17 protein-coding genes are annotated in these 26,560 nt (G+C 60.0%); 7 read left to right on the forward strand and 10 right to left on the reverse strand.

Annotated features, from left to right (window positions below; all coding sequences use genetic code 11):
- Positions 1–22: 22 nt before the first annotated feature.
- Entirely contained in the window at positions 23–670 is a 648-nt protein-coding gene (locus ISN39_RS17590) for a hypothetical protein (RefSeq protein WP_074069872.1), read from the reverse strand.
- 311 nt (positions 671–981) lie between these two features.
- On the opposite strand from ISN39_RS17590, the gene dxr reads away from it, so the two are divergent.
- Positions 982–2,175: a 1-deoxy-D-xylulose-5-phosphate reductoisomerase gene (gene dxr / locus ISN39_RS17595; protein ID WP_194728350.1), complete on the forward strand. Its 1,194-nt coding sequence runs from the start codon at positions 982–984 to the stop codon at positions 2,173–2,175.
- Between the two features lie 291 nt (positions 2,176–2,466).
- Here dxr and hemA read toward each other — a convergent pair whose 3' ends face one another.
- The 4 genes from hemA to ISN39_RS17615 all read right to left on the reverse strand — a co-directional run bounded on the left by hemA (position 2,467) and on the right by ISN39_RS17615 (position 7,611).
- Positions 2,467–3,681 (reverse strand): 5-aminolevulinate synthase, encoded by a 1,215-nt coding sequence (gene hemA, locus ISN39_RS17600; protein ID WP_074069874.1) that lies wholly within the window; start codon positions 3,679–3,681, stop codon positions 2,467–2,469.
- A 198-nt stretch (positions 3,682–3,879) separates the two neighbouring features.
- Positions 3,880–4,677, reverse strand: a complete 798-nt coding sequence (locus tag ISN39_RS17605) for a xanthine dehydrogenase family protein subunit M (RefSeq protein ID WP_194728351.1) — start codon at positions 4,675–4,677, stop codon at positions 3,880–3,882.
- Positions 4,678–4,689: 12 nt separating this feature from the next.
- A complete protein-coding gene (locus ISN39_RS17610; RefSeq protein ID WP_194728352.1) occupies positions 4,690–7,035 on the reverse strand; it encodes a xanthine dehydrogenase family protein molybdopterin-binding subunit in 2,346 nt (781 codons plus the stop codon).
- Positions 7,036–7,119: 84 nt separating this feature from the next.
- A complete protein-coding gene (locus tag ISN39_RS17615; RefSeq protein ID WP_074069877.1) occupies positions 7,120–7,611 on the reverse strand; it encodes a (2Fe-2S)-binding protein in 492 nt (163 codons plus the stop codon).
- Positions 7,612–7,882: 271 nt separating this feature from the next.
- On the opposite strand from ISN39_RS17615, the gene ISN39_RS17620 reads away from it, so the two are divergent.
- The 3 genes from ISN39_RS17620 to ISN39_RS17630 all read left to right on the forward strand — a co-directional run bounded on the left by ISN39_RS17620 (position 7,883) and on the right by ISN39_RS17630 (position 17,345).
- Positions 7,883–8,137 carry a YMGG-like glycine zipper-containing protein gene (locus ISN39_RS17620; protein WP_074069878.1) on the forward strand — a complete coding sequence of 85 codons (255 nt, stop codon included), beginning with the start codon at positions 7,883–7,885 and terminating at the stop codon, positions 8,135–8,137.
- 155 nt (positions 8,138–8,292) lie between these two features.
- A complete protein-coding gene (locus tag ISN39_RS17625; RefSeq protein WP_194728353.1) occupies positions 8,293–10,215 on the forward strand; it encodes an autotransporter assembly complex family protein in 1,923 nt (640 codons plus the stop codon).
- Positions 10,216–10,277: 62 nt separating this feature from the next.
- Positions 10,278–17,345, forward strand: a complete 7,068-nt coding sequence (locus ISN39_RS17630) for a translocation/assembly module TamB domain-containing protein (RefSeq protein ID WP_194728354.1) — start codon at positions 10,278–10,280, stop codon at positions 17,343–17,345.
- Here ISN39_RS17630 and ISN39_RS17635 read toward each other — a convergent pair.
- On the reverse strand, positions 17,342–17,770 hold the full coding sequence (locus ISN39_RS17635; RefSeq protein WP_194728355.1) for an Lrp/AsnC family transcriptional regulator: 429 nt from the start codon (positions 17,768–17,770) through the stop codon (positions 17,342–17,344). The two genes, ISN39_RS17630 and ISN39_RS17635, sit on opposite strands and share 4 nt — an antisense overlap.
- Before the next feature lie 132 nt (positions 17,771–17,902).
- On the opposite strand from ISN39_RS17635, the gene rocF reads away from it, so the two are divergent.
- From rocF to ISN39_RS17650, 3 genes are all read left to right on the forward strand, one after another.
- Positions 17,903–18,838, forward strand: coding sequence for an arginase (gene rocF, locus ISN39_RS17640; protein ID WP_194728356.1), 936 nt, complete (start codon positions 17,903–17,905; stop codon positions 18,836–18,838).
- Between the two features lie 12 nt (positions 18,839–18,850).
- A complete protein-coding gene (gene rocD, locus ISN39_RS17645; protein WP_074069883.1) occupies positions 18,851–20,050 on the forward strand; it encodes an ornithine--oxo-acid transaminase in 1,200 nt (399 codons plus the stop codon).
- Between the two features lie 228 nt (positions 20,051–20,278).
- Complete coding sequence (locus ISN39_RS17650; protein WP_027511677.1) at positions 20,279–20,755, forward strand: chemotaxis protein CheW; 477 nt, start codon at positions 20,279–20,281, stop codon at positions 20,753–20,755.
- A gap of 113 nt (positions 20,756–20,868) precedes the next feature.
- Here ISN39_RS17650 and ISN39_RS17655 read toward each other — a convergent pair whose 3' ends face one another.
- From ISN39_RS17655 to fdhF, 4 genes are all read right to left on the reverse strand, one after another.
- Positions 20,869–22,527, reverse strand: coding sequence for an OFA family MFS transporter (locus tag ISN39_RS17655; protein WP_194728357.1), 1,659 nt, complete (start codon positions 22,525–22,527; stop codon positions 20,869–20,871).
- 91 nt (positions 22,528–22,618) lie between these two features.
- Positions 22,619–22,864, reverse strand: coding sequence for a formate dehydrogenase subunit delta (locus ISN39_RS17660; protein WP_074069886.1), 246 nt, complete (start codon positions 22,862–22,864; stop codon positions 22,619–22,621).
- A complete protein-coding gene (fdhD, locus tag ISN39_RS17665) occupies positions 22,854–23,681 on the reverse strand; it encodes a formate dehydrogenase accessory sulfurtransferase FdhD (protein ID WP_194728358.1) in 828 nt (275 codons plus the stop codon). Before fdhD ends, ISN39_RS17660 begins: the two co-directional genes overlap by 11 nt.
- On the reverse strand, positions 23,681–26,560 hold the full coding sequence (gene fdhF, locus ISN39_RS17670) for a formate dehydrogenase subunit alpha (RefSeq protein ID WP_194728359.1): 2,880 nt from the start codon (positions 26,558–26,560) through the stop codon (positions 23,681–23,683). Before fdhF ends, fdhD begins: the two co-directional genes overlap by 1 nt.

Raw genomic sequence — 26,560 nt, forward strand, 5'->3', positions numbered from 1 at the left:
CAGCCGTCGATCTCGTGATCGCCTACCAGCTTACCCGGTAGTTGACATTGACGCTGGCTGAACGTCCCGATGAAAGCGGATCGGTGACCGAAGCATTGAGATTGAGGTTCGGAAGAACAGTCTGGCTGACGCCGACTGAACTCGAAAAATCCTTGCCGAAATCCGTCACGCTGCTTCCTGCCGAAATTGACGTTCCAGTCCACGGATAGATCAGTTTCAGCGCCTGGGTTGCCGTCACCGACGTCTGACGTGTTTCGACGGCAGCGTAGCCGACGCTGACAGCCCGGCTTGTCTGCAGGTCGAGCGAGTCAGAGAGAATAAAACTGCGCGAGCGGCTCAGCATCAGCGAACCACTGCCGCGCAACGTATCGATCCGGAGGCTTGCATCCTGTTGCGCTTTGCCTGCCGGGGTGACGCTCGCCTTTGTGATCTTTCCCCAAAACGTCGCCTGTTCGGAGCCGGGCTGGATGGCCTCGCCATCGGTCGACGCGAGCGCCAGGTCGGCGCCGGCGCTCGTTTCCCATTCGAAAGGAAGGCGAAACCCCATCGTCGCCTTGTAGGACTTTTCGGAAACCCGCACTGGTGCCCAGATCAAAAGATTGTCCGCCTTGGCCGGAAGGGCCCCCAGAAGGCATACGCCCGACAATAGTATTTTCTTCAACGTCGTCATCAAATCCAATCGCACTCAGCGCGCACCGCGCAAAAACCCGCTGATGCGCTTCCACGCATCCTTTCAACTCCTCCCAATTTGTGAACTGGCCCGGCATCTGATGCCGTTTGCCATGCAGCGCGACATCAGTCGTCGGCGACTGCAGAACAACTGCGGAGTTAAAATCCCGCAGGAATTGTTATAAGGATCACATCCCAAGCTCATCGTGTAAACCACTCAACGGTAGAAAAGTGCTGCACTGCACACTTGCCGCCCATTTCAAAGCCTTGTAGAGCCAGAGGCTAATGGGAAATCTTCGGCAAAAAACCCGCATGACGACCGGCACAAACGCGCCGCGGCGCCTCAGCATCTTTGGTTCAACGGGCTCGATCGGACAAAATACGCTCGATGTCATCCAGCAGCTGGGCGGCCGTGAGAGCTATGAAATTTCCGTGGTGACCGGAAATGAAAATATTGAGCTTCTTGCGCAGCAGGCAAGATCGACCGGCGCCCGGCTCGCAGTCACCGCAAGCGACAGCAAATACAGATCGCTGAAGGCCGAGCTCTCGGGCAGCGGTATCGCGGTCGCAGCCGGTGCTCAAGGACTGGCGGAAGCCGCCGACATCGAAGCGGACTGGGTCATGGCCGCCATCGTCGGCACGGCGGGGCTGGTGCCGACACTGGCGGCAGCGCGCAAGGGTGCGGCGATCGCGCTGGCAAACAAGGAGTGCCTTGTTTCAGCAGGCGATCTCTTTGTCGAAGCGGTGCTGAAGGGCGGCGGGCTGTTGATCCCCGTCGATAGCGAGCATAGCGCCATCTTCCAGTCGCTTGACGAAAATCAGCGGCACGCCGTCGAACGGATCATCCTGACGGCATCAGGCGGCCCATTCCGCACCTGGTCGCGCGCCGAGATGGCGAATGTGACTGCGGCAACCGCACGCGCCCATCCGAATTGGTCGATGGGCTTGAAAATCTCCATCGGCAGTGCCTCGATGTTCAACAAGGCACTGGAGATGATCGAGGCTAAGCACCTCTTCAGCGTCCGCCCGGACCAGATCGAGGTGGTCGTGCATCCGCAATCTATCGTCCATTCCATGGTCGGTTATACCGATGGATCCATCATCGCCCAACTCGGCAGCCCGGATATGCGAACGGCGATCGGCTATGCGTTGGAGTATCCGCGCCGGCCGAAGCTGAATGTCGAGCGCCTGGATTTCGCAAAGCTCTCTCGTCTGGACTTCGAAGCGCCGGACGAAATGCGTTTCCCCGCTCTCAGACTTGCGCGCACGGCATTGGAGCGAGGCGGCTTGCAGGGGGCGATCATGAATGCTGCTGAGGAGGTGGCCTTTCATGCCTTCGTCGACGAACGGATCGGCTTCCTGCAAATGGCCGATATTGTCGAAGCCGTTATGGACAGGATGGCCGGCACGGACGGCGCGCACACGATGGATGACGTTTTTGCGGCCGACGCTGAAGCCCGCAGGCTTGCTGCCGAACTGGTTGCGCTCAACGAAAAAGCCGCCTGACGGCAGGCCGCCGATTGGCGGTCCTTTCTTCCCGACCAGCGCGACCGCAGGTGCACAATCGCAACGACGAGCGCAGCGACTGCAATGGCACCATGTCGGAAGCGCTGCTGGCCGAATTCGAAACGGCTGTCAATTACGTATGCCGATAGCGGTCATCCGCTATCCGTAACGCCGGAGGCAGCAAGGTCAGCAAAGGCGAAACGGAGCGGCCCGTTGCGGTCGGCGTTCCTATCCCACGGCCGGACGGCGACCTCGCGTTGTTCTTCCCGATGACCACGAAGCCAATCGACTTTACGCGACCTGCCTTGCGAGCGCGCAGCGCGACCAGAGGGAATGGAGTGCTGCGACCAGCTGTTCGATGTCGGCATCGGAATGCAGCGGCGTCGGGGTGATGCGCAGCCGTTCAGTTTTCTTCGGCACCGTCGGATAGTTGATCGGCTGGACATAGACGCCGAAATTGTCGAGCAGCAGATCCGAGATCCATTTGCACTTCGCCGCATCGCCGACCAAGACCGGCACGATGTGGCTCGGGTTCGGCATATGCGGGATGCCGCGCTGGTCAAGCAGTGATCTCAGTTTGCGCACCCGGTCCTGATGGCGGGCGCGCTCGAACTGGCTGACTTTCAGGTGCTGGATCGAGGCCACCGCACCGGCAGCAAGTGCCGGCGGCAGCGCCGTCGTGAAGATGAAGCCGGAGGCAAACGAACGGATGAAATCGCACAGCGCCGTTGAGGCGGCGATATAGCCGCCCATGACGCCGAAGGCCTTGCCGAGCGTGCCTTCGATGATGGTCAGCCGGTCCATCAGGCCCTCGCGCTCGGCAATGCCGCCGCCGCGCGGACCATACATGCCGACGGCATGCACTTCGTCGAGATAGGTCATCGCGCCATATTTGTCGGCGAGATCGCAGATCTCCTTGATCGGCGCGATATCGCCATCCATCGAATAGACGGATTCGAAGGCGATCAGCTTCGGCGCCTTCGGATCGGCGGCTGCAAGCTTGGCTTCGAGATCGGCGACGTCGTTGTGCTTCCAGATCACCTTGCCGCATTTCGCATGGCGGATGCCTTCGATCATCGAGGCATGGTTCAGCGCGTCGGAGAAGATGATCAACCCGGGGATCCTGGCGCCGAGCGTGCCGAGCGACGCCCAGTTGGAGACATAGCCGGAGGTGAAGATCAGCGCTGCTTCCTTGCCGTGCAGGTCGGCCAGCTCGCGCTCGAGCAGCACGTGGTAGTGGTTGGTGCCAGAGATATTCCGGGTGCCTCCCGCACCCGCGCCACAGTGGTCGATGGCGTTCTTCATCGCCTCGATCACCTTCGGGTTCTGGCCCATGCCGAGATAGTCGTTGGAGCACCAGACGGTGACGTCCTTCTGACCGTCCGCCGTGTGGCGCGTGGCGCGTGGAAAGCTGCCGCGATGACGCTCGAGATCGGCGAAAACCCGATAGCGACCTTCCTTGTGAAGCCCGTCCAGCTCGCTCCTAAAAAATCCTTCGAAATCCATGCATGTGCTCCAGTATCGCGCGACGGTTTTGCTGAGCGGACGATCGCGCGTCAACCCTTACTTGACGCTTTAGCATCAACTGCGGCAAATGGCCCATATTTTTGAATGATTCCAGATAAAAAATTGCGCGAACCTCGCTGATCCGGAGCGCGTTCTTGCACAATTGATGGAGCCGGCAAGCCGGCTCCGCTCGATATGTTAGCCCGCTGCGGCAACGGCGCGCTTCGCCATCACCTTCACCAGATTGGCGCGATATTCCGCGCTGGCATGCAGGTCCGACATCAACGCGGCCGGATCGACATTGACGCTCGTGACCGCATCCGGCGACCAGTTGGCGCCCAGCGCCTGCTCCATCGCAGATTGGCGAAAAACACCGCTGGAGCCCGCACCGGTGACGGCGACGCGCACGCCGCCGGATCCCTTCGCAACGAAGACGCCGGTCATGGCATAGCGAGAAGCCGGATTCGGAAACTTGGCGTAGCCGGCCCTCTCCGGCGCCTCGAAGCTGATCGCTGCGATCAGTTCACCCTCCTCAAGCGCCGTTTCGAAAAGACCGGTGAAGAAATCGTCGGCTGCGACCTCGCGTTTATTCGTGACGATACGGGCATTCAGTGCCAGCATCGCAGCCGGATAATCGGCAGCAGGATCGTTATTGGCGATTGAACCGCCGATGGTACCCATATGCCGCACATGCGGATCGCCGATCCGTCCGGCGAGTTCGCACAAGGCGGGGCAGATTGCGCCGATTGCGGCAGAAGACGCCACTTCCGCATGTGTCAATGCCGCGCCGATCCGCACCTTGCGGCCTTCGACCTGGATACCTTTCATCGACTCAATGTGGCGTAGATCCACCAGATCGCTTGGCGCGGCAAGCCGTTGCTTCATCGTTGCGATCAAAGTCATGCCCCCGGAGACATATTTGCCCTCCGATGCGCCCGTGATCATGCTCACGGCCTCATCGACTGTCGAGGCGCGGTGATAATTCGTCTGATACATGGCCGTTCCTCCTCAGTGGGTTGCTTGCGCAGCCGTCCACACCTTCTGCGGCGTGGCGGGCATCGTCAGCATGTTGTTGCCGATCGCATCCGTGATCGCGTTCATCAGCGCCGGCGGCGAGCCGATCGCGCCCGCCTCGCCGCAGCCCTTGACGCCCAGCGGGTTGCTCGGACACGGGGTGTTTTGATGCGACAGATCGAAGGATGGCAGGTCGTCGGCACGCGGCATGGCGTAATCCATATAGCTCGCGGTCAAAAGCTGGCCACTCTCGTCGTAGTGAACGCCTTCAAGCAGCGCCTGGCCGATGCCTTGGGCAAGGCCACCGTGGACCTGGCCTTCGACAATCATCGGGTTGATGATATTGCCGAAGTCGTCGGCAGCGACGAACTGCACGATCTTCGTCGTGCCCGTTTCGGGATCGACTTCGACCTCGCAGATGTAGCAGCCTGCCGGGAACGTGAAGTTCGACGGATCATAGAAGGCCGTCTCCTTCAGCCCCGGCTCCATCCCGGCAGGCAGATTGTGGGCGGTGTAGGCGGCAAGCGCTACCTGGAACCACGGCAGCGTCTTGTCCGTGCCCGCCACCTTCAGCTCGCCGTTTTCGATCACAATATCGCTCTCATCCGCCTCCATGAGGTGCGCGGCAATCTTTTTCGCCTTGGCCTCGACCTTGTCGAGCGCCTTGGCGACGGCCGACATGCCAACGGCACCAGAGCGCGAACCATAGGTACCCATGCCCATCTGCACCTTGTCGGTATCGCCGTGAACGATGGAAATGCTATCGATCGGCACGCCGAGCCGGCCCGCAACGAGCTGTGCGAACGTCGTTTCATGTCCCTGCCCGTGGCTGTGCGACCCGGTCAGGACCTCCACGGTACCGACGGCATTGACCCGCACCTCGGCGGACTCCCAAAGGCCAACACCGGCGCCGAGGGAGCCGACCGCCTGCGACGGAGCAAGCCCGCATGCCTCTATATAGCAACTCATGCCGATGCCGCGCTTCATGCCACGCCGACTAGCCTCCTCCTTGCGCGCGGCAAAGCCGTTCCAATCGGCCGCCTGCATCGCCGCATTGAGCGAAGCTTCATAATCGCCTGCGTCGTAGTTCAAAATGACCGGCGTCTGGTGGGGGAACGAGCGGATGAAATTCTTCCGCCTGAGTTCAGCAGGCGAGATGCCGAGCTCGCGCGCCGCCGTTTCCATGGTCCTCTCGAGGAGATAGGTCGCCTCCGGCCGCCCCGCGCCGCGATAGGCGTCGACAGGCGCGGTGTTGGTATAGACCGTACGCACATTGGCGTGGATTGCCGGTATATCGTACTGGCCGGAAAGCAGCGTCGCGTAGAGGTAGGTCGGCACGCAGGACGAAAACAGCGACATGTAGGCGCCGAGATTGGCGATCGTGTCGACCTTCAGTGCCGTGATGCGATTGTCTGCATCGAAGGCCATCCTGACCTTGGAGACATGATCGCGGCCGTGCGCATCCGTGAGAAAGGCCTCCGTGCGGTCTGCAGTCCATTTCACCGGCACGCCGGTCTTCTTGGATGCCCAGAGACAGACGATCTCCTCCGGATAGATGTAGATCTTGGAGCCGAAGCCGCCGCCGACATCCGGCGCGATGACCCGCAGCTTGTTTTCCGGAGCCACGTTGTAGAAAGCGCTCATGACCAGCCGCGCCAGATGCGGATTCTGGCTGGTGGTGTAGCAGGTATAATGGTCGTCGCCCGCATCGTAGATGCCGAGCGCGGCGCGCGGCTCCATCGCATTGGGGGAGAGACGGTTATTGACGATATCGACCTCGATCACATGTGCTGCTTGCGCAATTGCCTGGTCGGCAGCGGCAGCGTCGCCGATCTCCCAGTCGAAAATCAGATTATTGGCCGCTTCCGGATGGATTTGCGGCGCACCGGGTTCCAGAGCATCGACCGCCTCGATCACAGCCGGCAGTTCCTCGTAGTCGACAACGACCGCTTCTGCCGCGTCGCGCGCTTCGTCGAGCGAGTCCGCTATGACGATCGCAACAGCATCGCCCACATAGCGCACCGTCTCCACCGCCAACGGGCGCCACGCGCCCATTTTCATCGCCGAACCGTCCTTCGAATGGATCATCCAGCCGCAGATGAGGTTGCCGATGCCGTCAGCGAGCAATTGCTTGCCGTCCAGCGCGTCGATGACGCCAGGCATGGCTTTCGCAGCGGAAATATCGATGCTCTTGATTTTGGCATGCGCATGCGGACTGCGAACGAAATAGCCGTATTTCATGCCGGGCACGACCATATCGTCCGTATAGCGGCCCTTGCCGGTTAAGAACCGCTTGTCTTCCTTGCGTGCGACGCGTGCACCAACTCCTTCGACACCCATGATGTCCTCCCAATGGGGTTTTGGCCTGGCCCTCCGCCAAAGAGCATCGTGTGCGGCAGTCAGCCAGACAATTCCGGAAAGATGTTACTCGGCAGCCTGCTTGGCGCCGCCATGCATCTCCGCATTGGCGGAAAGCACGGCCTTGACGATGTTGTGATAACCGGTGCAGCGACAGATGTTGCCTTCGAGCTCCTGGCGAACCGTCTGTTCATCCAGTTGCCCGCCGTGACGATTGATCATGTCGACCGCGGTCATCACCATGCCGGGCGTGCAGAATCCGCACTGGAGCCCGTGATGCTCCTTGAAGGCGGCCTGAACCGGATGAAGTTCGCCATTTGCGGCCAGGCCTTCAATCGTCGTGACCGACGAGCCCGATGCCTGAACGGCGAGGATCGTGCAGCTCTTGACCGACTTGCCGTCCATATGAACGACGCAGGTGCCGCACTGCGTCGTATCGCAGCCGACATGAGTTCCCGTCAGGCCTAGTTTTTCGCGAATGAAATGGACGAGAAGCGTGCGCTCTTCACAGTCGCCGCTCACCGCCCGGCCGTTCACCGTCAGTTTCACCTTCGCCATGATTTTCTCCTCGTGCCTCCTCCAGGCACAGGAACATCATTTGACTTTTTCGCTTGGGGATCAACCGCTACTTTGGGGAGTTCTGCCAAATTTGCTCTACGGACGACTGCATGACTCCTCATGACATCTGAATCGGATTGAAAACAACCGTGATCACAAAAATTTCAGCTGCAAACTGGACGCCATCCTCTTGCGACATAGTTTTAATTGTCAAAAAGACACCGTGAAGGGACAGCGGCTGCCAAGCGGCAGTCAACCTCGGAGAGAAAAAATGAAGAAAGCAATTGCGTTTGCTCTGATCGGCCTCTCGATCGCGAGCTGCACGCCGACGGAGCGGGGTGCCGGGATCGGTGCGGCATCTGGCGCGGTCATCGGCGGGGTCGCCACAGGCAATGTTCGCGGAGCCGCAGTCGGCGCTGCGATCGGCGGCGTCACAGGTGCCGTCATTGGCAGAGTCTCGGAACAGCCCGGGCAATGCTACTATCGCGACCGCTATGGTCGCCGCTACATCGACGATTGCCCCTGAGACGGAGTGCCAAGGTCCTAAAATCCCGGCTGCAAACCGGGATTTTTCATCTTTCGTGCTAAATTAGCTCGAAAATAGCTTAAATCGGTACACCTCGTGCATTTTTGCCGCTAAGCTGTTAATTGCTGGGCAACGCATGTAATTAAAAGCGGCGGATGCATATCAGAGGGAAGACACCGAAATCGGGTTTTGCGTATCGGCGGGCAGGCACCATGATGGTGATCGCGGCGACGGCTGCGTTTTCACCGGTTCTGACTGGCGAGGCCCATGCATTCAAGCTTTTCGGAATTACCATTTTTGGCGAAGACGAGAATGACAGCGAGCAGGTGCCTGATCCTGTGCGCTACGACGCCAATCTTACAACGAATACCGCCGATCCTGATCTCAAAGAGGCTTTGGAGAATAGTTCGCGTCTGATCGGCGACGAGGAACGCCCCGTTTCCGGCGATCTCGGCATTGTCGTCAAGGCACGCGACGACCGCGACCGCCTGATCGCGGCGCTCTATGAAAATGCGCGCTACGGCGGCGTCGTGACGATCACGATCGACGGAAAGAACATCGACGACCTGCCTCCCAACCCGACCTTCGACCGGTCCAGGTCCGTTCCCGTTCAAGTCGCCATCGAGCCGGGACCGGTCTTCCGGGTCAAGGAAGTGCAGTTCGGCGGCGATGCTGCAAGCCGCAATCCCGCCGATTACGACCTGGCGCCTGGCGAAGTGGCCGGATCGCTGACGATCATCAAGGCCGGGGACAAGATCGTCGAACAGCTGAAGAGCGAGGGCCGACCGCTTGCGAAGCTGACCACACGCCAAGTGGTGGCCGATCACCGCACCAAGACGGTCGATATCGTCATCGCGACGGAAGGCGGTCCGGTAGCCCCGATCGGCAATATCGGCGTCACCGGGCAGAAAGCCGTCAAACCTGGGTTCATCCAGCGTTATTCGCGCCTTGAAAAAGGGGGAGCCTATTCTCCCGAGGCACTCAAGAAGGCTGGCGAACGGTTGCGCGCGCTCGGCGTTTTTTCGAGCGTCACCATTCACGAAGCCGATAGCCTCGCCGCCGATGGTACGTTGCCGATGACGATCGAAGTCTCGGAAGGCAAGCAGCGCTATTTCGGTGTCGGCGCCAATTATTCGACGATAGACGGCATGGGGGTCCAAGGTTATTGGGGACACCGCAACCTTTTCGGCGAAGCGGAATCCCTTCGAATCGAGGGCACCGTTGGCCGCCTCGGCGAAAACGACATCGGAAATCTCGACTACTCGACAGGTATTCTCTTCACCAAACCCGGCGCCTTTTTCCCTGCCGCAACGCTGAAGGCCGGCATTCTCGCAAAGACCGAAAATCCCGATGCCTACAACGCATCCCTGATCACCGCGTCGCTCGGCCTGTCTTACGAGCTGACGGATCAGGATACCGCCTCGGCGAGCACTGAAATCAGCTACGAGAAGGACGATGACGCCTTCGGCGACAATGAATATCTGACTTTCGCCCTGCCGCTTACCTACGAGCGCGATGCGCGCGACAACAAACTCAACCCCACGGAAGGGTACCGTGCAACGCTTGCAGCGACGCCGAGCTATGAGATGTTCGGCAGCACGATCTTCTCGTCCTTCGAGGGTTCGATAACCGGCTACCAGTCGATCGGCGCGGAAGACAATGTTGTCTTCGCTGGCAAGGTGGCGGCCGGCCTGCTGATTGGCGGAGAATTGCCGGACATTCCCGCAACGCGACGTTTTTTTGCCGGCGGTGGCGGCTCGGTTCGGGGGTATGGCTATCAGGAGATTTCCCCCTACAACGCTGAGGATGAAGCGACGGGCGGCAAATCCTATGTCACCGCCTCGCTGGAAGCGCGCGTCAGGATCACCGAGACCATCGGCATCGTTCCTTTCATCGACGTCGGAACAGTGGGGAGCGAGGAGTTTCCCGATTTTTCCGACATCCGGGCCGGTGCCGGCATCGGAATACGTTACGCCACGCCTTTTGGGCCCCTGCGGCTTGATTTTGCCGTACCGTTGAACAAGTACGAGAATGGCACGAGTTACGGCATCTATGCCGGGATCGGCCAGTCATTCTAGAATGCGATGTTCGCGGATTTCAAACCCGCGAACAATGACGAGAACAGGGTAGTTCCGCCTTCATGCAAGCGCTGACGAAATTCGTGAGTTGGACCATCCGTGTGATCGGCTTTGCGACCGGTGCTGCACTGATCCTTGCCGCGATAGCCATTGCGATCCTCGGCTTCACCTCGTTCGGCTCGCGCATTGTCACGGAGGAAGTCGCGGAAGCCCTTTCGAACCGCGACATGAAAATTGCGGTCCGCGAGCCAAGCGGCCTGCTGACCGGCGGATTACGCGCTGCGGAGATAACGATCTCAGATACGCGCGGGGTATTCGCGCAGATAACCGGTCTCTCGATAGACTGGAACCCGCTGGCGCTGCTCCGCGGCGCATTCCACGCAAGCGAACTCTCCCTCGGCTCGGTCAATATTATCCGAAAGCCGGTGCGTACCATTCCCTCACCACCAGCAAGCGGTGAGGACGAGGGATTCAGCCTGCCGATCAAGATCGATGTCGACAGGATCGCCATCTCGGACATCAATCTGAGCGAGAAATTCGCGGGACGCGCGTTTACTTTAACGGCGCGCGGCAATCTGCAGGCCGACCAGAATGGCGGGAATGCCGTAATCAATATCAGCCGTCACGATGTGCCGGACGCCAAGCTCTCGGCTGATTTGGCGTTCATGCCCGATCAGAACCAGTTGCGGCTGAAGGCGCAGCTATCTGAACCGAAGGGGGGGCTGGTTGCAGCTTTCCTATCGCTGCCGGGCGACCCTTCAGTCGATATCGTCGTCGATGGCGAAGGGCCGGTTTCGGATTGGAACGGCAGGCTTCAAGCCGCCCTGGACGGTCAGCAACGCGCTTCAATCAAAGGACATCATGCGCTCACACAGGACGGCCTGCACCATCTTGATCTCAAGGGCGGCGGCGATCTGAGCACCCTTCTGCCGCCGGCCTTCCGGCCATTGTTTTCCGGCCAGACGAACATCGATGTCTCCGCCACCTTCAACAATAGAGGCAAACTCGATATCCAGACCGGCAACATAGCAACCGGCAGCGTCGTCATTGCGGCATCCGGCGCCCTGGATCGGGCGGGAAACAACAGCCTGAACGTCAACGTGCTCGGTACGTCAGGCCCCGTCGATTTTCGTTGGCCGCTTGCCGATGGCGAAGCCCGTTTCATGGTGACCGGTCTAAACCTCGCCCTCACGGGCGATGCGCAATCGGCACGGCTGAACGCCAGTGCTTCGCTCGATGCCGCAACATTGCCTCAGGTGACGATCGGCAACGTAAAGCTGACGGCAAAGAGCGACGCTTTCAACCTGGCCAAGCGTTCCGGTGCCGTTCAATTGCGCATGGTTGCCGGTGATACGACGTTCCTGAACCCGGATGTCAATCGGGCAGTACGAGGTCCTGTAACGCTTGCCGCGCCGCTCCAAATCTCCGCCGATGGCGTAGGCTTCAACGGGACGACATTTGAAAGCGCCAATGCAAGCGGCACCGTCAACGGCACCTACAAGCTTACCGACAACACGCTGACGGGAAATGCGAAGCTTACAGTTCAACCCGCGGCACTGCCGCCTGCTATCGCGTCGCGCTTCGATACGCCGATCTCGATCGATACACAGATCGCCGGAACCATTCCGTCCAAGATCAACCTCTCGGATCTCGTCGTCAAATCCGGAACGATCGAAACTGCCGGCTCCGTGGTGCTTGACGGCGAAAGCCTCACCGCCAGCCTTTCCGGGCGGCTGCCGGATGTAAGGAAGCTTCTGGAAACTGCCGAAGGCGAGGCGAGCTATACGGTCAATGCTAGCGGCCCGCTGACAGCCCTGGCGATAAAGGCAAATCTGAAGGCCGCAACTCTTCGCACCGCTGGCCGCACGCTTGGTGATCTGGACGTCAACATTTCCGGCGCGGCTGATCCTGACGCACCGCAAGGTACCATCAATGCCAAGGTCACGATCGACGGCCAACCGATTTCCATCGTTGCCGACGCGCAGTCCAAAGGCGGTGTCATCAACGTTCCGTCTTTCAGTGCGGACGTCGGCAGCAACCGGCTGCGAGGCAATGTCCAACTGTCCTCACGCTTCGAGCCGACCGGAGCGCTCACCTTCGATTTTCCGGATATCGGCCTGCTAGCCGCACTCGGCGGGCAGAGAGCCCAAGGCGATCTCAAGGGTGCGCTCGACATCGCCAACGACAATGGCAAGATCGCGCTAAAGGTGACGGCCGCAGGAAATGGCTTGCAGCGCGACACGTTTTCGATCGTGAGACCGGACATCGCTATCACCGTCACCGATCTCAAAGCCCTTTCCGCCAACGGCATCGTCAAGGCCGGCGAGATGTCGGCAGGCGCCAACAAGCTCACTGAACCGGTGCTGAACTTCGTGCAGCAACAGAACCGCACGAAGTTCGATCTTAACGCTGCCTACGACGATAATCCGGTGCTTGCCGAAGGCGATCTTGAAACAAAAGCAGGCGCGACGACGATCCGGCTCGATCGATTTTCAGGCAAACCACGCAACATTCCGGTTGAGCTCTCCCAACCCGCCGAAATCGCGATTGCGAACGGCCAGGCCGCGTTGAGCGGCCTCACGGTCAAGACCGGAAGCGGTTCCGTGGCGGTGACCGGCTCGGCGGGCGAGACGCTCGACATCAATGCGGTCATCAGCGACCTGCCCGCAAGCCTCGCCAACGGTTTCGTTCCCAAGCTGAATGCCGAAGGTGCCATCTCCGGCACAGTATCGGTCAAGGGAACGCCGGCGACGCCGATTGCGGATTTCAAGCTCGACTGGAAGAATGCCGCAACTAGCCACACCAAGAGCGCGCATCTTGCGCCGTTCGGCGTCGTCGCGACCGGAAAATTCGCCGATAACAAGCTCGACTTCGACGCAAGTGTCGATGGTTCCGAGGGACTGTCCTTGAAATCCCGCGGAAATGTTGTTGTGGCCGGAACGGACGGACAAAGCCTGAAAATCGATGCCGATGTCGTCAACCTTCCGGCGCGCATCGCCAACGGCTTCGTTCCGGATCTTGCAGCCGAAGGCGCGATAACCGGGACCGTATCCGCTTCTGGAAGGCTCTCCGCACCGGCCGTTGATTTCGATCTTGATTGGAAGGACGCAGCCACAAGCCAGACCAAGGGTGCCGGATTGAAAGCGCTCGGCCTGAGCGCCACCGGCAAACTCGCAGATAACAAGCTTGACTTCGATGCAGATCTGACCGGGGCAGCCAACACGGGACTGAGCGCGGACGGGAGCATTGTTATCGCCGGCACGGCGGTCCAAAGTCTCGACGTGAATGCCAATCTCAACAATGTCCCGGCAAGCATTGCAAACAGCTTCGTGCCCGCACTTGCCGCGGAGGGCACGATCTCCGGAACTGCCAAGGCATCGGGAACACTTGCTGCGCCGGCCGTCGATTTCGACCTCGACTGGAAAGACGCAGCCACGAGCCAGACGAAACAGGCAAAGCTTGCTCCGTTCGGCCTGAGCGCCACCGGCAAACTCGCAGATAACAAGCTCGACTTCGATGCAGATCTGACCGGGGCAGCCAACACGGGACTGAGCGCGGACGGGAGCATTGTTATCGCCGGCACGGCGGTCCAAAGTCTCGACGTGAATGCCAATCTCAACAATGTCCCGGCAAGCATTGCAAACAGCTTCGTGCCCGCACTTGCCGCGGAGGGCACGATCTCCGGAACTGCCAAGGCATCGGGAACACTTGCTGCGCCGGCCGTCGATTTCGATCTTGATTGGAAGGACGCAGCCACAAGCCAGACCAAGGGTGCCGGATTGAAAGCGCTCGGGCTGAGCGCCACTGGCAAATTTGCCGATAACAAGCTCGACTTCGATGCGAACCTATCGGGCCCAGCCGAAATGGGTCTCAAGGCAAACGGCAATGTCGTGATTGCCGGCACGGCGGTCCAAAACCTCGACGTGAATGCCAATCTCAACAATGTCCCGGCAAGCATTGCAAACAGCTTCGTGCCCGCACTTGCCGCCGAAGGAACGATCTCTGGAACTGCCAAGGCATCGGGAACACTTGCTGCGCCGGCCGTCGATTTCGACCTCGACTGGAAAGACGCAGCCACGAGCCAGACGAAACAGGCAAAGCTTGCTCCGTTCGGCCTGAGCGCCACCGGCAAACTCGCAGATAACAAGCTTGACTTCGATGCAGATCTGACCGGGGCAGCCAACACGGGACTGAGCGCGGACGGGAGCATTGTTATCGCCGGCACGGCGGTCCAAAGTCTCGACGTGAATGCCAATCTCAACAATGTCCCGGCAAGCATTGCAAACAGCTTCGTGCCCGCACTTGCCGCGGAGGGCACGATCTCCGGAACTGCCAAGGCATCGGGAACACTTGCTGCGCCGGCCGTCGATTTCGACCTCGACTGGAAAGACGCAGCCACGAGCCAGACGAAACAGGCAAAGCTTGCTCCGTTCGGCCTGAGCGCCACCGGCAAACTCGCAGATAACAAGCTCGACTTCGATGCAGATCTGACCGGGGCAGCCAACACGGGACTGAGCGCGGACGGGAGCATTGTTATCGCCGGCACGGCGGTCCAAAGTCTCGACGTGAATGCCAATCTCAACAATGTCCCGGCAAGCATTGCAAACAGCTTCGTGCCCGCACTTGCCGCGGAGGGCACGATCTCCGGAACTGCCAAGGCATCGGGAACACTTGCTGCGCCGGCCGTCGATTTCGACCTCGACTGGAAAGACGCAGCCACAAGCCAGACCAAGGGTGCCGGATTGAAAGCGCTCGGGCTGAGCGCCACTGGCAAATTTGCCGATAACAGGCTCGACTTCGATACAAGTGCGAATGCCGCCGATGGCGTGGCTTTGAAAGCGGCGGGTAAGGTCGTTGTTGCTGAAAAGACTATTCAGAGCTTGGAGATTGACGCGAACGTCACCAACGTTCCAGCAAGCATCGCAAACGGCTTCGTCCCGGGCCTGGCTGCCGGGGGTACCGTTTCGGGAACGGTGACAGCCTCTGGGACGCTCTCCTCACCTGCCGTTGATTTCAGACTCGATTGGAAGGACTTGGCGACAAGTCAGACGAAGGGCGCCAAGCTGTCGTCGCTGAACCTCAGCGCGACCGGAAAGTTTGCCGACAACAAGCTCGATTTCGACGCGAATGCGAGCGGTGCTGACGGAGCTTCGTTGAAAGCTATCGGCAATGTCGCAATTGCCGGCAAGACAGTCGAGAGCCTGAAGGTGGACGCCGACATTGCCGATCTACCGGCAGGCATCGCCAACAATTTCGTGCCAGGCCTTGCGGCAGAAGGTGTCCTTTCTGGCACGGTTGTGGCTGAGGGAAGCCTTGCTTCCCCGACAGCCGATTTCAAACTCAACTGGAAGAACGCGGCAACCAGCCACACCAAGAAGGCAGGACTGTCCCAGCTCGCGGTGAACGCGACCGGCAAGCTTGCGAACAACAGGCTCGACTTCGATGCTAACATGAACGGCGCTGACAACGTCACGCTGAAAGCCGGCGGCAATGTCATGATAGAGGGCACAGTCGTCAAGAGCCTCAAGGTGGACGCCAATGTCTCCAATCTTCCGGCGAGCGTGGCAAACGGTTTCGTACCGGGCCTCGCCGCCGAAGGAACGATCTCCGGAACCGCATCGGTTTCGGGGCCGCTTTCCGCTCCGAAGGTTGATTTCAAGCTCAACTGGAAGAATGCGGCGACCAGCCAAACCAAAGGCGCCGGGCTCTCGCCTTTCGCAATCACCGCGAACGGCGAGCTCGCCGATAACACACTCACCATCGATACCGACCTTACCGGCGACAGCGGCCTTTCGATGAAGGGTGGCGGCACCGTTGCGATCACCGGCAGTCGGGCCCTCAACCTGCAATTCCGCGGCAACCTCCCCTTTGCCATCTTGGCTGCACAGTTGGCGCAACAGGGCTTTGTCGCGGACGGTACCGCCGACATAGACCTCCGTATCACCGGCACGGCCGCCGGCCCCGTCATCAACGGGTCTATCGCGACCAGCGGCGCCAAGCTGGTCGATGTCCGCAGGAACCTTGCGCTCGACAATGTCGTCGCCAACATCACCATGAATGGCGAGCAGGCCACCATTTCCCGCCTAAGCGGCAATTTCGCGAGCGGCGGCAGCGTTACGGCGAGCGGTACGGTCGGGATCCGGCCGGGCAGCGGCTATCCGGTAAACATCGAGGTTAGGCTGGACAAGGCAGTCTATGTTGACGGAACGCTTGTCGTCGCGACGGTCGATGGCAATCTCGGTCTGCGGGGTCCGCTTCTCACCAACCCGGTGCTGAGCGGCAGGTTGAACGTCGAAAAAGCATCGATCACCGTGCCGGACAAGCTGCCGACTTCACTGCGCGAAATCAACATTAAGCACGTGAATGCACCACCTGCGGTGCGTGCCCAGCTGCGCGACGAAAACGCGCAGAAGGCCGGCGAGAAATCAACGACGCTCGCGCTCGACCTGCAGATTAGCGCGCCGTCGAAAATCTTCGTCCGCGGCCGCGGCATCGATTCGGAACTTGGAGGCAGTGTCACGATCAGAGGAACGGCGGCAACGCCCGTCGTTTCCGGCGGCTTCACCATGCGTCGCGGACGCTTGACCATGCTTAATCGCCGCCTGAACTTCACCGACAAGAGCCGCATTACGTTTGCTGGCGACTTGACGCCGGCGCTCGATATGGAAGCGAGCTCCACTTCGGGAACGACGACGCTCACCGTCGATGTCACGGGACTTGCGACAGATCCCTCGATCACCTTCTCGTCCTCGCCGACCTTGCCGCAGGATGAAGTGCTGGCGCAGCTCATATTCGGCCAATCGATGTCGAAGCTCTCGCCGGTCCAGATCGCGCAGCTCGCCGATGCGGTGAGCCAGCTGGCGGGTGGACGTTCGACCTCGCTTTTCGAGGGGCTCCGCAACCAACTTGGTGTCGACGACCTCAACATCAGCACCGACGAGAAGGGGCAGACAAGTGTCAGCGTCGGCCGCTATCTGAACGAGCGCACCTATTTCGAGTTGCAGCAAGGCGGCGAAGCAGGCGCCAAGGCAGTCATCAATCTCGATGTCGGGCGTGGCGTGAAATTACGTGGTGCTGGGGGTGGAAATGGCGCCGGCGAAGCCGGCATCGTCTACGAACATGAATACTAGAATCCGGACTTCCGGGTTTTCAGCAGGATACTGGTTTCAGTCGAATTGATGCCGTTGATGAGCCGGATACGGCGGAGCGTCTCATCGAAGGAGACGAGATCGCGATCCTCAAGCTCCGCGACGAAATCCCATTTGCCGTTGGTGCTGTGCAGCGCGCGTACCTGCGGGAGACCGCGCAACTGATCGGCTACTCGGTCGGCGAGCTTGCCGAGTACCTCGATCATGACGATGGCACGAACGCCGGCGGCGCGCGTTTCATGGCCGGTCCGGATGGTAAAAGCGGCAATGGTGCCGCTTTCAACAAGCCGGTCGATACGGGCGGCAACGGTCGCGCGCGACGCGCCAGTCATCGCGGCGAGAGAGGATACCGGCGTTCTAGCATTATGGCGAAGCGCGCTTAGAAGTTCTTGATCAAGGTCGTCCATGGCGATCACTTTGTCGAAACACACTTAGCAAAGTGCATAATCGGATTTCATTTCTGACACTTTTCCATCTTTTTGCCGTCACGTCGATATCCGAATATGCGCTAATCCAATTTCGAATCCGGAGCGCCCAGAATGGAAGTTCAATCTCGATCAGTCACACTCATTGGTGTTCCGGTAGAGGAAGGCTCGGGCCGGCGCGGGGCGGCGATGGGGCCGGCAGCGCTACGCATTGCCGGTGTGGACCAGACACTGATAGACCTCGGCCACGATGTGCGCGATGAAGGCGACATCCACGTCGTTCCGGCACGTGACCTTCCGAACCATCCGAAGGCGCACAATCTGCGTCTCATTGGCGCCTATACGCGTGCGCTCGAAGCCAGCACCTACGAGGCCGCTGCGGCCGGACGCTTCCCGCTGATTCTCGGCGGCGACCACAGCCTGTCGATGGGCAGTGTCTCCGGCATGGCACGTTACGCGGCCGAAAAAGACCGCCCGCTCTTCGTGCTCTGGCTCGACGCCCATTCCGACTTCAATTCGCCGGCGACGTCGCCTTCCGGCAATATGCATGGCATGCCCGTCGCTTTCTTCAGCGGTCAGGCCGAGGTCGCCGAAATCCTGCCTAAGGACCGGCCCCTCGTTGACCCGCGCAATGTGTTCCAGGTTGGCATCCGCTCCGTCGATCCGTCCGAACGCGTGGAAATCCAAAAGCACGGCGTCAACGTCTTCGACATGCGCTCGATCGATGAGCAGGGCATCGCAGCCACCATGCGCCATATCGTCAGCACAATCGAAAAAGCGAACGGCCTTCTGCATGTAAGCCTCGACGTCGATTTCCTCGACCCGGATATCGCACCTGGCGTCGGCACCACCGTCCCGGGCGGCGCGACATTTCGCGAAGCGCACCTCGTCATGGAAATGCTCTCCGATAGCGGGCTCGTTTCGTCGCTTGATCTCGTCGAGCTCAATCCGTTTCTGGACGATCGCGGCAAGAGTGCCCGCGTTCTCGTGGAACTGACGGCAAGCCTCTTCGGCCGCCGCATCTTCGATCGTCCGACACGCGCCGCATAAGGGGAAGCAGCCATGAGCACATCCGCAGATCTGATCGCCACCGAACACCAGCTTGGTGCGCATAACTACAAGCCGCTCGACGTCGTCCTGACCCGCGGCGAAGGGGTGTACGTCTGGGATACGGACGGCAAGCGGTATCTAGATTGCCTTTCCGCCTATTCGGCGGTCAATCAGGGACACTGCCATCCGAAGATCCTGGCGGCGATGGTCGAACAGGCCGGAAAGCTCACTCTTACCTCGCGCGCATTCCGCAACGACCAGCTCGCACATCTCTATGAGGAGCTGGCCACGCTCACCGGCTCTCACAAGATCCTGCCGATGAACTCCGGCGCCGAAGCCGTTGAGACGGCCATCAAGGCGGTTCGCAAATGGGGCTATGAAGTAAAGGGCGTTCCGGAAGGAAAGGCGGAGATCATCGTCTGCGCCGATAACTTCCATGGCCGGACGCTCACTATCGTCAGCTTTTCCACCGATCCGGACGCACGTGCCGGCTTCGGCCCCTATACGCCAGGCTTTCGCATGGTTCCCTTCGGCGATGCGGAAGCCTTCGCCGCCACCATCAACGAGAACACCGTTGCCGCCCTCATCGAGCCGATCCAGGGCGAAGCCGGTGTCATCATCCCGCCTGAGGGATATTTCAAGCGTGTCCGTGAGTTGTGCACTGCCAACAACGTCACGCTGATCCTCGACGAGATCCAGACAGGTCTCGGCCGGACGGGCAAATTCCTGGCGGAGGAGCATGAGGGCATTGAAGCCGACGTGACGCTGATCGGCAAGGCGCTTTCCGGTGGTTTCTATCCGGTATCGGCCGTCCTTTCCAACTCGGAAGTTCTCGGCGTGCTGAAACCCGGCCAGCATGGCTCGACGTTTGGAGGCAACCCTCTTGCTTGCGCCGTCGCGCGTGCGGCGCTGAAGGTGCTCACTGAGGAAGGCATGATCGAAAATGCCGAGAAGATGGGTGCATACTTCCTCGACGGCCTGAGGTCGATCCGCTCCAACATCGTCAAGGACGTGCGCGGCCGCGGCCTGATGATGGCGATCGAGCTGGAGCCGGAAGCAGGCGGCGCGCGGCAGTACTGCTATAATCTCAAGGAACGGGGCCTGCTGGCAAAGGATACGCATGAAAATACGATCCGCCTGGCGCCGCCGCTCGTCATCACCAAGGAACAGGTGGAATGGGCGATCTCTGAGATCGAGAAGACGATCGCATAAGGCAAGCACCTTCTCGTTTCTATTGTTGATGCAAGACCGCGAATGAACCCAAAAACCTTGTGGTCTCCTGTGACAATTTAGATTTGTGCAACACTCTTCCGGTAATGTCCCGGATAACCGTAACGAGGCCTCGAAGATCATTGCGAGGGCGTCGCGTGGTGTGAAGGCACGGGGTGTTCGCGCCAATGGTGGCGCAGCCGCTTCTGCCGGGCTTGGGAAGACTTTCTAATGACGACGATCAACTCAAATAACTTCAGCGGCGACACTCTCGAGATCATCGCATTCCGCCTGCATGATCAGGAGTTCTGCGTAAAGACGACCACCATCCGCGAAATCCGCGGCTGGGCGCCCTCGACGCCGATCCCGCATGCGCCCGCTGATGTCATCGGCGTCATGAACCTTCGCGGCTCAGTTATCCCGATCATCGATCTCGCCTATAAGCTCGGCATGAAGAGCACCGTCGCCAATGAGCGAAGCGCCATCGTTGTCGCCGAAGTGCACAGCATGGTCATCGGCATGCTTGTCGACCGCGTCTCCGACATTCTGACGATTGCCTCCAGCCAGGTTCAGCCCGTACCGGAAGTGACGGCATCCTTCGATCGCGCTTACTGCGAAGGCGTCATCGCCTCGGAGAACGGCATGATCTGCTTCCTGAACCTTGCCAAGATGTTCAAGGAAAACGAAACCGACGAACTGGCAGCGTAGCCACCGAAGCATGATTTCCGGAGAAGCCGCCGCAAGGCGGCTTTTTTAATGGTGGCGCACCATTAAAAAAGCACGCGCCGACGCGCGTGCCTTGATTTTCGAGAATGGTCAAATCAACCGAACAGTGCAAAGGTTGCCTTCAGCGTGACCCATACGCCCCAAAGCAGCGGGATGCCGACGACGGCCCAAGCAAGCAGAGCCTTCGCGTCGAAGCCGCCTTCGCCGATACCGAACGAGCCGGTCGGGCCTATGCTTGCGGCTGCGGATTTCGCCTGAAGTGCTGCGACCTCCTCATCGGACATGAACCACTTGCTGGCAAGCGGCCGGACGAGGGCGTTGGCAATCAGACCCAGCGCCAGCATGCCAGCCAGGATATACATGGTCCCTGTGTAGAGAGCCGGTCCCGGCGCAACACCGGCTGCTATCTGCGCTTCGCGAATATAGTTCACGACCACAGGACCAACGATGCCGGCGGTTGCCCACGCTGTCAGTAGGCGGCCGTGGATAGCGCCGACGAATTGCGTGCCGAAAATATCGGCAAGATAGGCCGGAATTGTCGAGAAACCGCCGCCATACATCGAGAGTATGATGGCGAAGGCGAGGACGAAGAGCGCCTTGTTGCCCATGCCCGCAAAGGTTGGCGCAAGTGCATAAAGCGCGATACCGAGGATGAAAAAGCAATAATAGGTGTTCTTGCGGCCGATTCTGTCGGAGAGCGAGGCCCAGAAGAAGCGGCCGCCAATGTTGAAGAGCGACAGAAGTCCGGCGAACCCGGCAGCGATCGTGGCGATGGATGCTTTCTGCGCCGCGTCAAGCTGCGCAAAGCCAACATCCGGCAAACCGATCAGCAAACCAGCAAAGATTTCCTGCAACATCGGCGAGGCCATGCCGATAACGCCGATACCTGCCGACACGTTGAGGCAGAGCACCGCCCAGATCAGCCAGAACTGCTTCGTCCTGTGCGCATCGCGCAGGTGAACGTGCTTGGTGGTGATCATCGCGCTCTTGGCTGCAGGGGCGGTCCAGCCTTCCGGACGCCAGCCGGCGGGTGGAATGCGATAACCGAACGCACCGCCCATCATGAAGCCGAAATAGATGATCGCCATAACGATGAAGGTTTGCCAGACGCCAACCGAGGTGTCGGTCTTGAAATAGTTCATCAGCAGGTTGGCGAGCGGTGCGCCGATCATCGCCCCGCCGCCAAACCCCATGATGGCCATGCCCGTCGCCATGCCGCGGCGGTCCGGAAACCACTTAATGAGCGTCGACACCGGCGAAATGTACCCGAGGCCGAGACCGATGCCGCCGATGACGCCGGCGCCGAGCCACATCAGCCACAGCTGATGCGTCATCACGCCCAAGGCAGCAACGAGAATGCCGCCGCACCAGCAGCAAGCGGATACAAAGCCCGCTTTGCGCGGTCCGGAACGCTCCAGCCAGCCGCCCCAGATGGCGGCGGAGCAACCGAGCAGAACGAAGAAGAGGGTATAGATCCAGCCGAGGTCGGCGACACGCCAATCACATATCGTCGTGAACAGCGCGGACGCGAGCGTCAGATCGGGGCATGCCGTCGATGCCGTGATCCCGAGCGATTTCGAAAGCGGCAGCCAGAAGACGCTGAAGCCGTAAGCCATGCCGATGCAAAGATGTATGGCGAGCGCTGCCGGCGGCACAAGCCAGCGATTGAAACCCGGCTTAGCAATGATCCTCTCCCGATCAAGCAGGCCAAGTTCGGCTAAATCACCTGTGGTATCTGTGTCCGCTGCAGTCATGAATAATTCCTCCTGATTAAAGACTTTTCTTGCAATAATTCATGCTTGAGCAGGCGAAATGCCTGTGCCCCCTCCAGCGTGAAATCGATATTTATTTCCGGATTGATTCGGCCGGTTCGGGCCTGCGGATCAGAGGTGCGGCTTGAATGACGAGCGCGTTCAAGCGGTTGTCGTCCCTTTCGAGAATTTCAAACAATTGCCGCCGCATGCGCGGCTCCCAGAATTTGTTGATATGCGTCGCAACACCTTGAGCTGCCTCGCTCTCAGGCTGGCTCTTGAAAAAGGTCGCAATTTGGTTGGCCATGTAGACGAGCTTTGAATGCGGATCATGCGACATCGGCAATGCTTTCAGGCAAAATACGGTGCGGGTGGGTGAAAATCTCGAAGTCATCGCCGCGCACAAGCGCAACGAGCGTCATGCCGGCTTGCTCGGCAGTTCGGATGGCAAGAGCCGTCGGCGCAGAAATCGCGATGAGGACAGAGCTTCCCAGGATCGCGGCTTTCTGCACCATCTCGACCGACAGCCGACTCGTGACGGCTACAGCCCCCTTTGAGCCGGTCGTTCCGGTGCCAATGACAGCTCCACAGAGCTTGTCGAGTGCATTGTGCCTGCCGACATCCTCGCGAACGGCGAGCAAACCTTTACCAGGAATGTAGAAGCCCGCTCCGTGGACCGCACGTGTTTCCCTGTGAAGCGGCTGGGCGGCATTAAGGAGCGAGACGGCTCGGACGATGTCGCCATGCGTCAGCTTGAGATCCGCAGAGGAAACATCGGGCACCGGACGGACAGCCTGATCGATCGATTCGATGCCGCAAAGCCCGCAACCAACCGGTCCAGCTATGCTGCGTCGGCGCGCACGCAACGCGTCGGCGACATCGTCTGTCAGCGTTACCTGGACATCGATACCCTGCGGCTCATCGACGATTTCGATTGCGGAGATCTGGCCCGCGTCCTGAATTATGCCTTCCGTCAGGCTGAATCCGATCGCAAAGTCTTCTATGTCCTCCGGCGTCGCCATCATTACCGCATGCGCCGTGCCGCCGTAGGAAAAGGCAACCGGTATCTCCTCCGGCACGACGCGCTCACCCGGCATCACGACCCCGCCCTTTCGGGCGATGCGTTTGACGGAAATGCGCGCCGCCCGCCTTTCCATTATTCGGCCGCTTCCAGCTTGCCGGCAATGCGACGGCTTTGACGTGCCTGCTCGTCATATTCGGTCTGCCACTGTGAAGGGCCGTTCGACGGCGAGACCTGTACCGCCGTCACCTTGTATTCCGGGCAGTTCGTCGCCCAGTCGGAAAAATCGGTGGTGATGACGTTTGCCTGCGTGTTCGGATGATGGAAGGTCGTGTAGACGACACCGGGTGCGACGCGATCGGTAATCAGCGCCCGCAGCGACGTATCGCCGGAGCGGCTGGCAAGCTTCACCCAGTCGCCATCGCGAATACCGCGCATTTCGGCATCATGCGCATGGATTTCCAGCCGGTCCTCGGCATGCCAGACGACGTTGTCGGTGCGCCGCGTCTGGGCGCCGACATTATACTGGCTGAGGACACGGCCGGTCGTCAGCAGAAGCGGGAAGCGCGGTCCGGTCCGTTCGTCAGTCGCGACATATTCCGTCCGGATGAACTTGCCCTTGCCGCGAACAAAGCCGTTCACATGCATGATCGGCGAACCTTGCGGGGACTTTTCGTTGCAGGGCCACTGAACCGATCCCATCTTTTCCAGGTAGTCGTATGAAACCAGCGCGAAGCTCGGTGTCGTTGCCGCGATCTCATCCATGATCTCGGACGGATGCTGGTAATTCCAGCTGAGCCCCATGGCTTGTGCCAGCTTCTGCGTCACCTCCCAATCGCCATAACCGTTGCGGGGCGTCATGACCTTGCGCACGCGGTTGATACGACGCTCGGCGTTGGTAAAAGTGCCGTCCTTTTCCAGGAAGGTCGAGCCCGGCAGGAAGACATGCGCGTAGTTTGCCGTCTCGTTCAGGAAGAGATCCTGAACCACGACGCATTCCATTGCAGCAAGACCGGCCGCCACATGCTTCGTATCCGGATCGGATTGGAGAATGTCCTCGCCTTGGACATACAAACCCTTGAACGTGCCATCCACGGCGGCGTCCAGCATGTTCGGGATGCGAAGTCCGGGTTCGTTGTTGAGTTTGACGCCCCACAGCTTTTCGAAGATATCGCGCGTCGCATCGTCCGAGATATGGCGGTAACCCGGCAGCTCGTGCGGGAAGGAACCCATGTCGCAGGAGCCCTGCACATTGTTCTGGCCGCGCAGCGGGTTAACGCCGACGCCCGGACGGCCGATATTGCCGGTCGCCATCGCCAGGTTTGCGATCGCCATAACGGTCGTGGAACCCTGGCTGTGCTCGGTGACGCCGAGGCCGTAGTAGATCGCCCCGTTTCCGCCGCGCGCATAAAGGCGCGCTGCGCCACGAACGGATTGCGCCGGAACGCCGGTGAACTTCTCGGTCTCTTCCGGGCTGTGATAGGGCTCCGAGACGAAAGCCGCCCAATCTTCGAATTCAGACCAATCGCAGCGCTCGCGAATGAAGGCTTCGTCATAGAGCCCTTCGGTCACGATTACATGCGCCAGCGACGTCATGACAGCGACATTTGTGCCGGGCTTCAGGGGCAGGTGATAGGCAGCCTCGACATGCGGTGTTTTGACGAGATCGATGCGCCGCGGGTCGATGACGATCAGCTTGGCGCCCTGACGCAGCCGTTTTTTCAGTCGCGAGGCAAAGACCGGATGGCCGTCCGTCGGATTGGCACCAATGACGATGACGACATCCGAATCCTCGACACTGTCGAAATTCTGGGTACCGGCAGAGGTGCCGAAGGCCTGGCCAAGGCCATAGCCCGTCGGCGAATGGCAGACGCGAGCACAGGTATCGACATTGTTGTTGCCGAAGCCCGCGCGCACGAGTTTCTGAACGAGGAACGTCTCCTCGTTCGTGCAACGCGACGACGTTATGCCGCCGATCGAATCGCGGCCATACTGATACTGGATGCGGCGGAATTCCGACGCCACGTGCGCAAAAGCCTCGTCCCAGGTCACTTCACGCCAAGGGTCGGTGACCTTCTCGCGGATCATCGGATTGAGGATCCGGTCCTTATGCGCCGAGTAGCCATAGGCAAAACGCCCCTTGACGCAGGAATGCCCGCGGTTGGCCTGGCCGTCCTTCCACGGCACCATGCGCACCAGCTCCTCACCGCGCATCTCCGCCTTGAACGAGCAGCCGACGCCGCAATAAGCACAGGTGGTCACCACCGAATGTTCCGGCTGGCCGATTTGGATGACCGATTTTTCGGTCAGCGTCGCCGTCGGGCAGGCCTGCACGCAGGCACCGCATGAAACGCATTCGGAATCGATGAAGTGCTCGTGCATGCCCGGCGAAACACGCGAGCCGAAACCGCGGCCCTCGATCGTCAGCGCAAAGGTTCCCTGCACTTCCTCGCAGGCACGCACGCAGCGGGAGCAGACAATGCACTTTGACGGATCATAGGTGAAATACGGGTTCGACTCGTCCTTCGGCATCCATTTGAGATTGCTGTCGCCGTTGTTGCGTGCCTTGACGTGATTGTCGCCTTCATAACCGTAGCGAACGTCGCGCAAGCCGACGGCGCCTGCCATATCCTGCAACTCGCAATCGCCGTTGGCAGCACAGGTCAGACAGTCGAGCGGGTGATCGGAAATGTAGAGCTCCATCACCCCGCGGCGAATATCCTTGAGGCGTCCGGTCTGCGTATGGACCACCATGCCCGCTGCAACCGGCGTCGTGCAGGATGCGGGCGTCCCATTACGGCCTTCGATCTCCACGAGACAGAGGCGGCAGGAGCCAAAGGCGTCGACCATATCGGTCGAACAAAGCTTCGGCACTTGAATTCCGGCCTCCATCGAGGCGCGCATGACGGACGTACCCTCCGGCACGCTGATCTGACGGCCATCGATGGTCAGCGTCACGCTTGTTTCGGATTTCGAAGCTGGGGTGCCGTAGTCGATTTCGTGAACGAGAGACAT

The sequence above is a fragment of the Rhizobium sp. 007 genome (assembly GCF_015353075.1).
Lineage (GTDB): Bacteria > Pseudomonadota > Alphaproteobacteria > Rhizobiales > Rhizobiaceae > Rhizobium.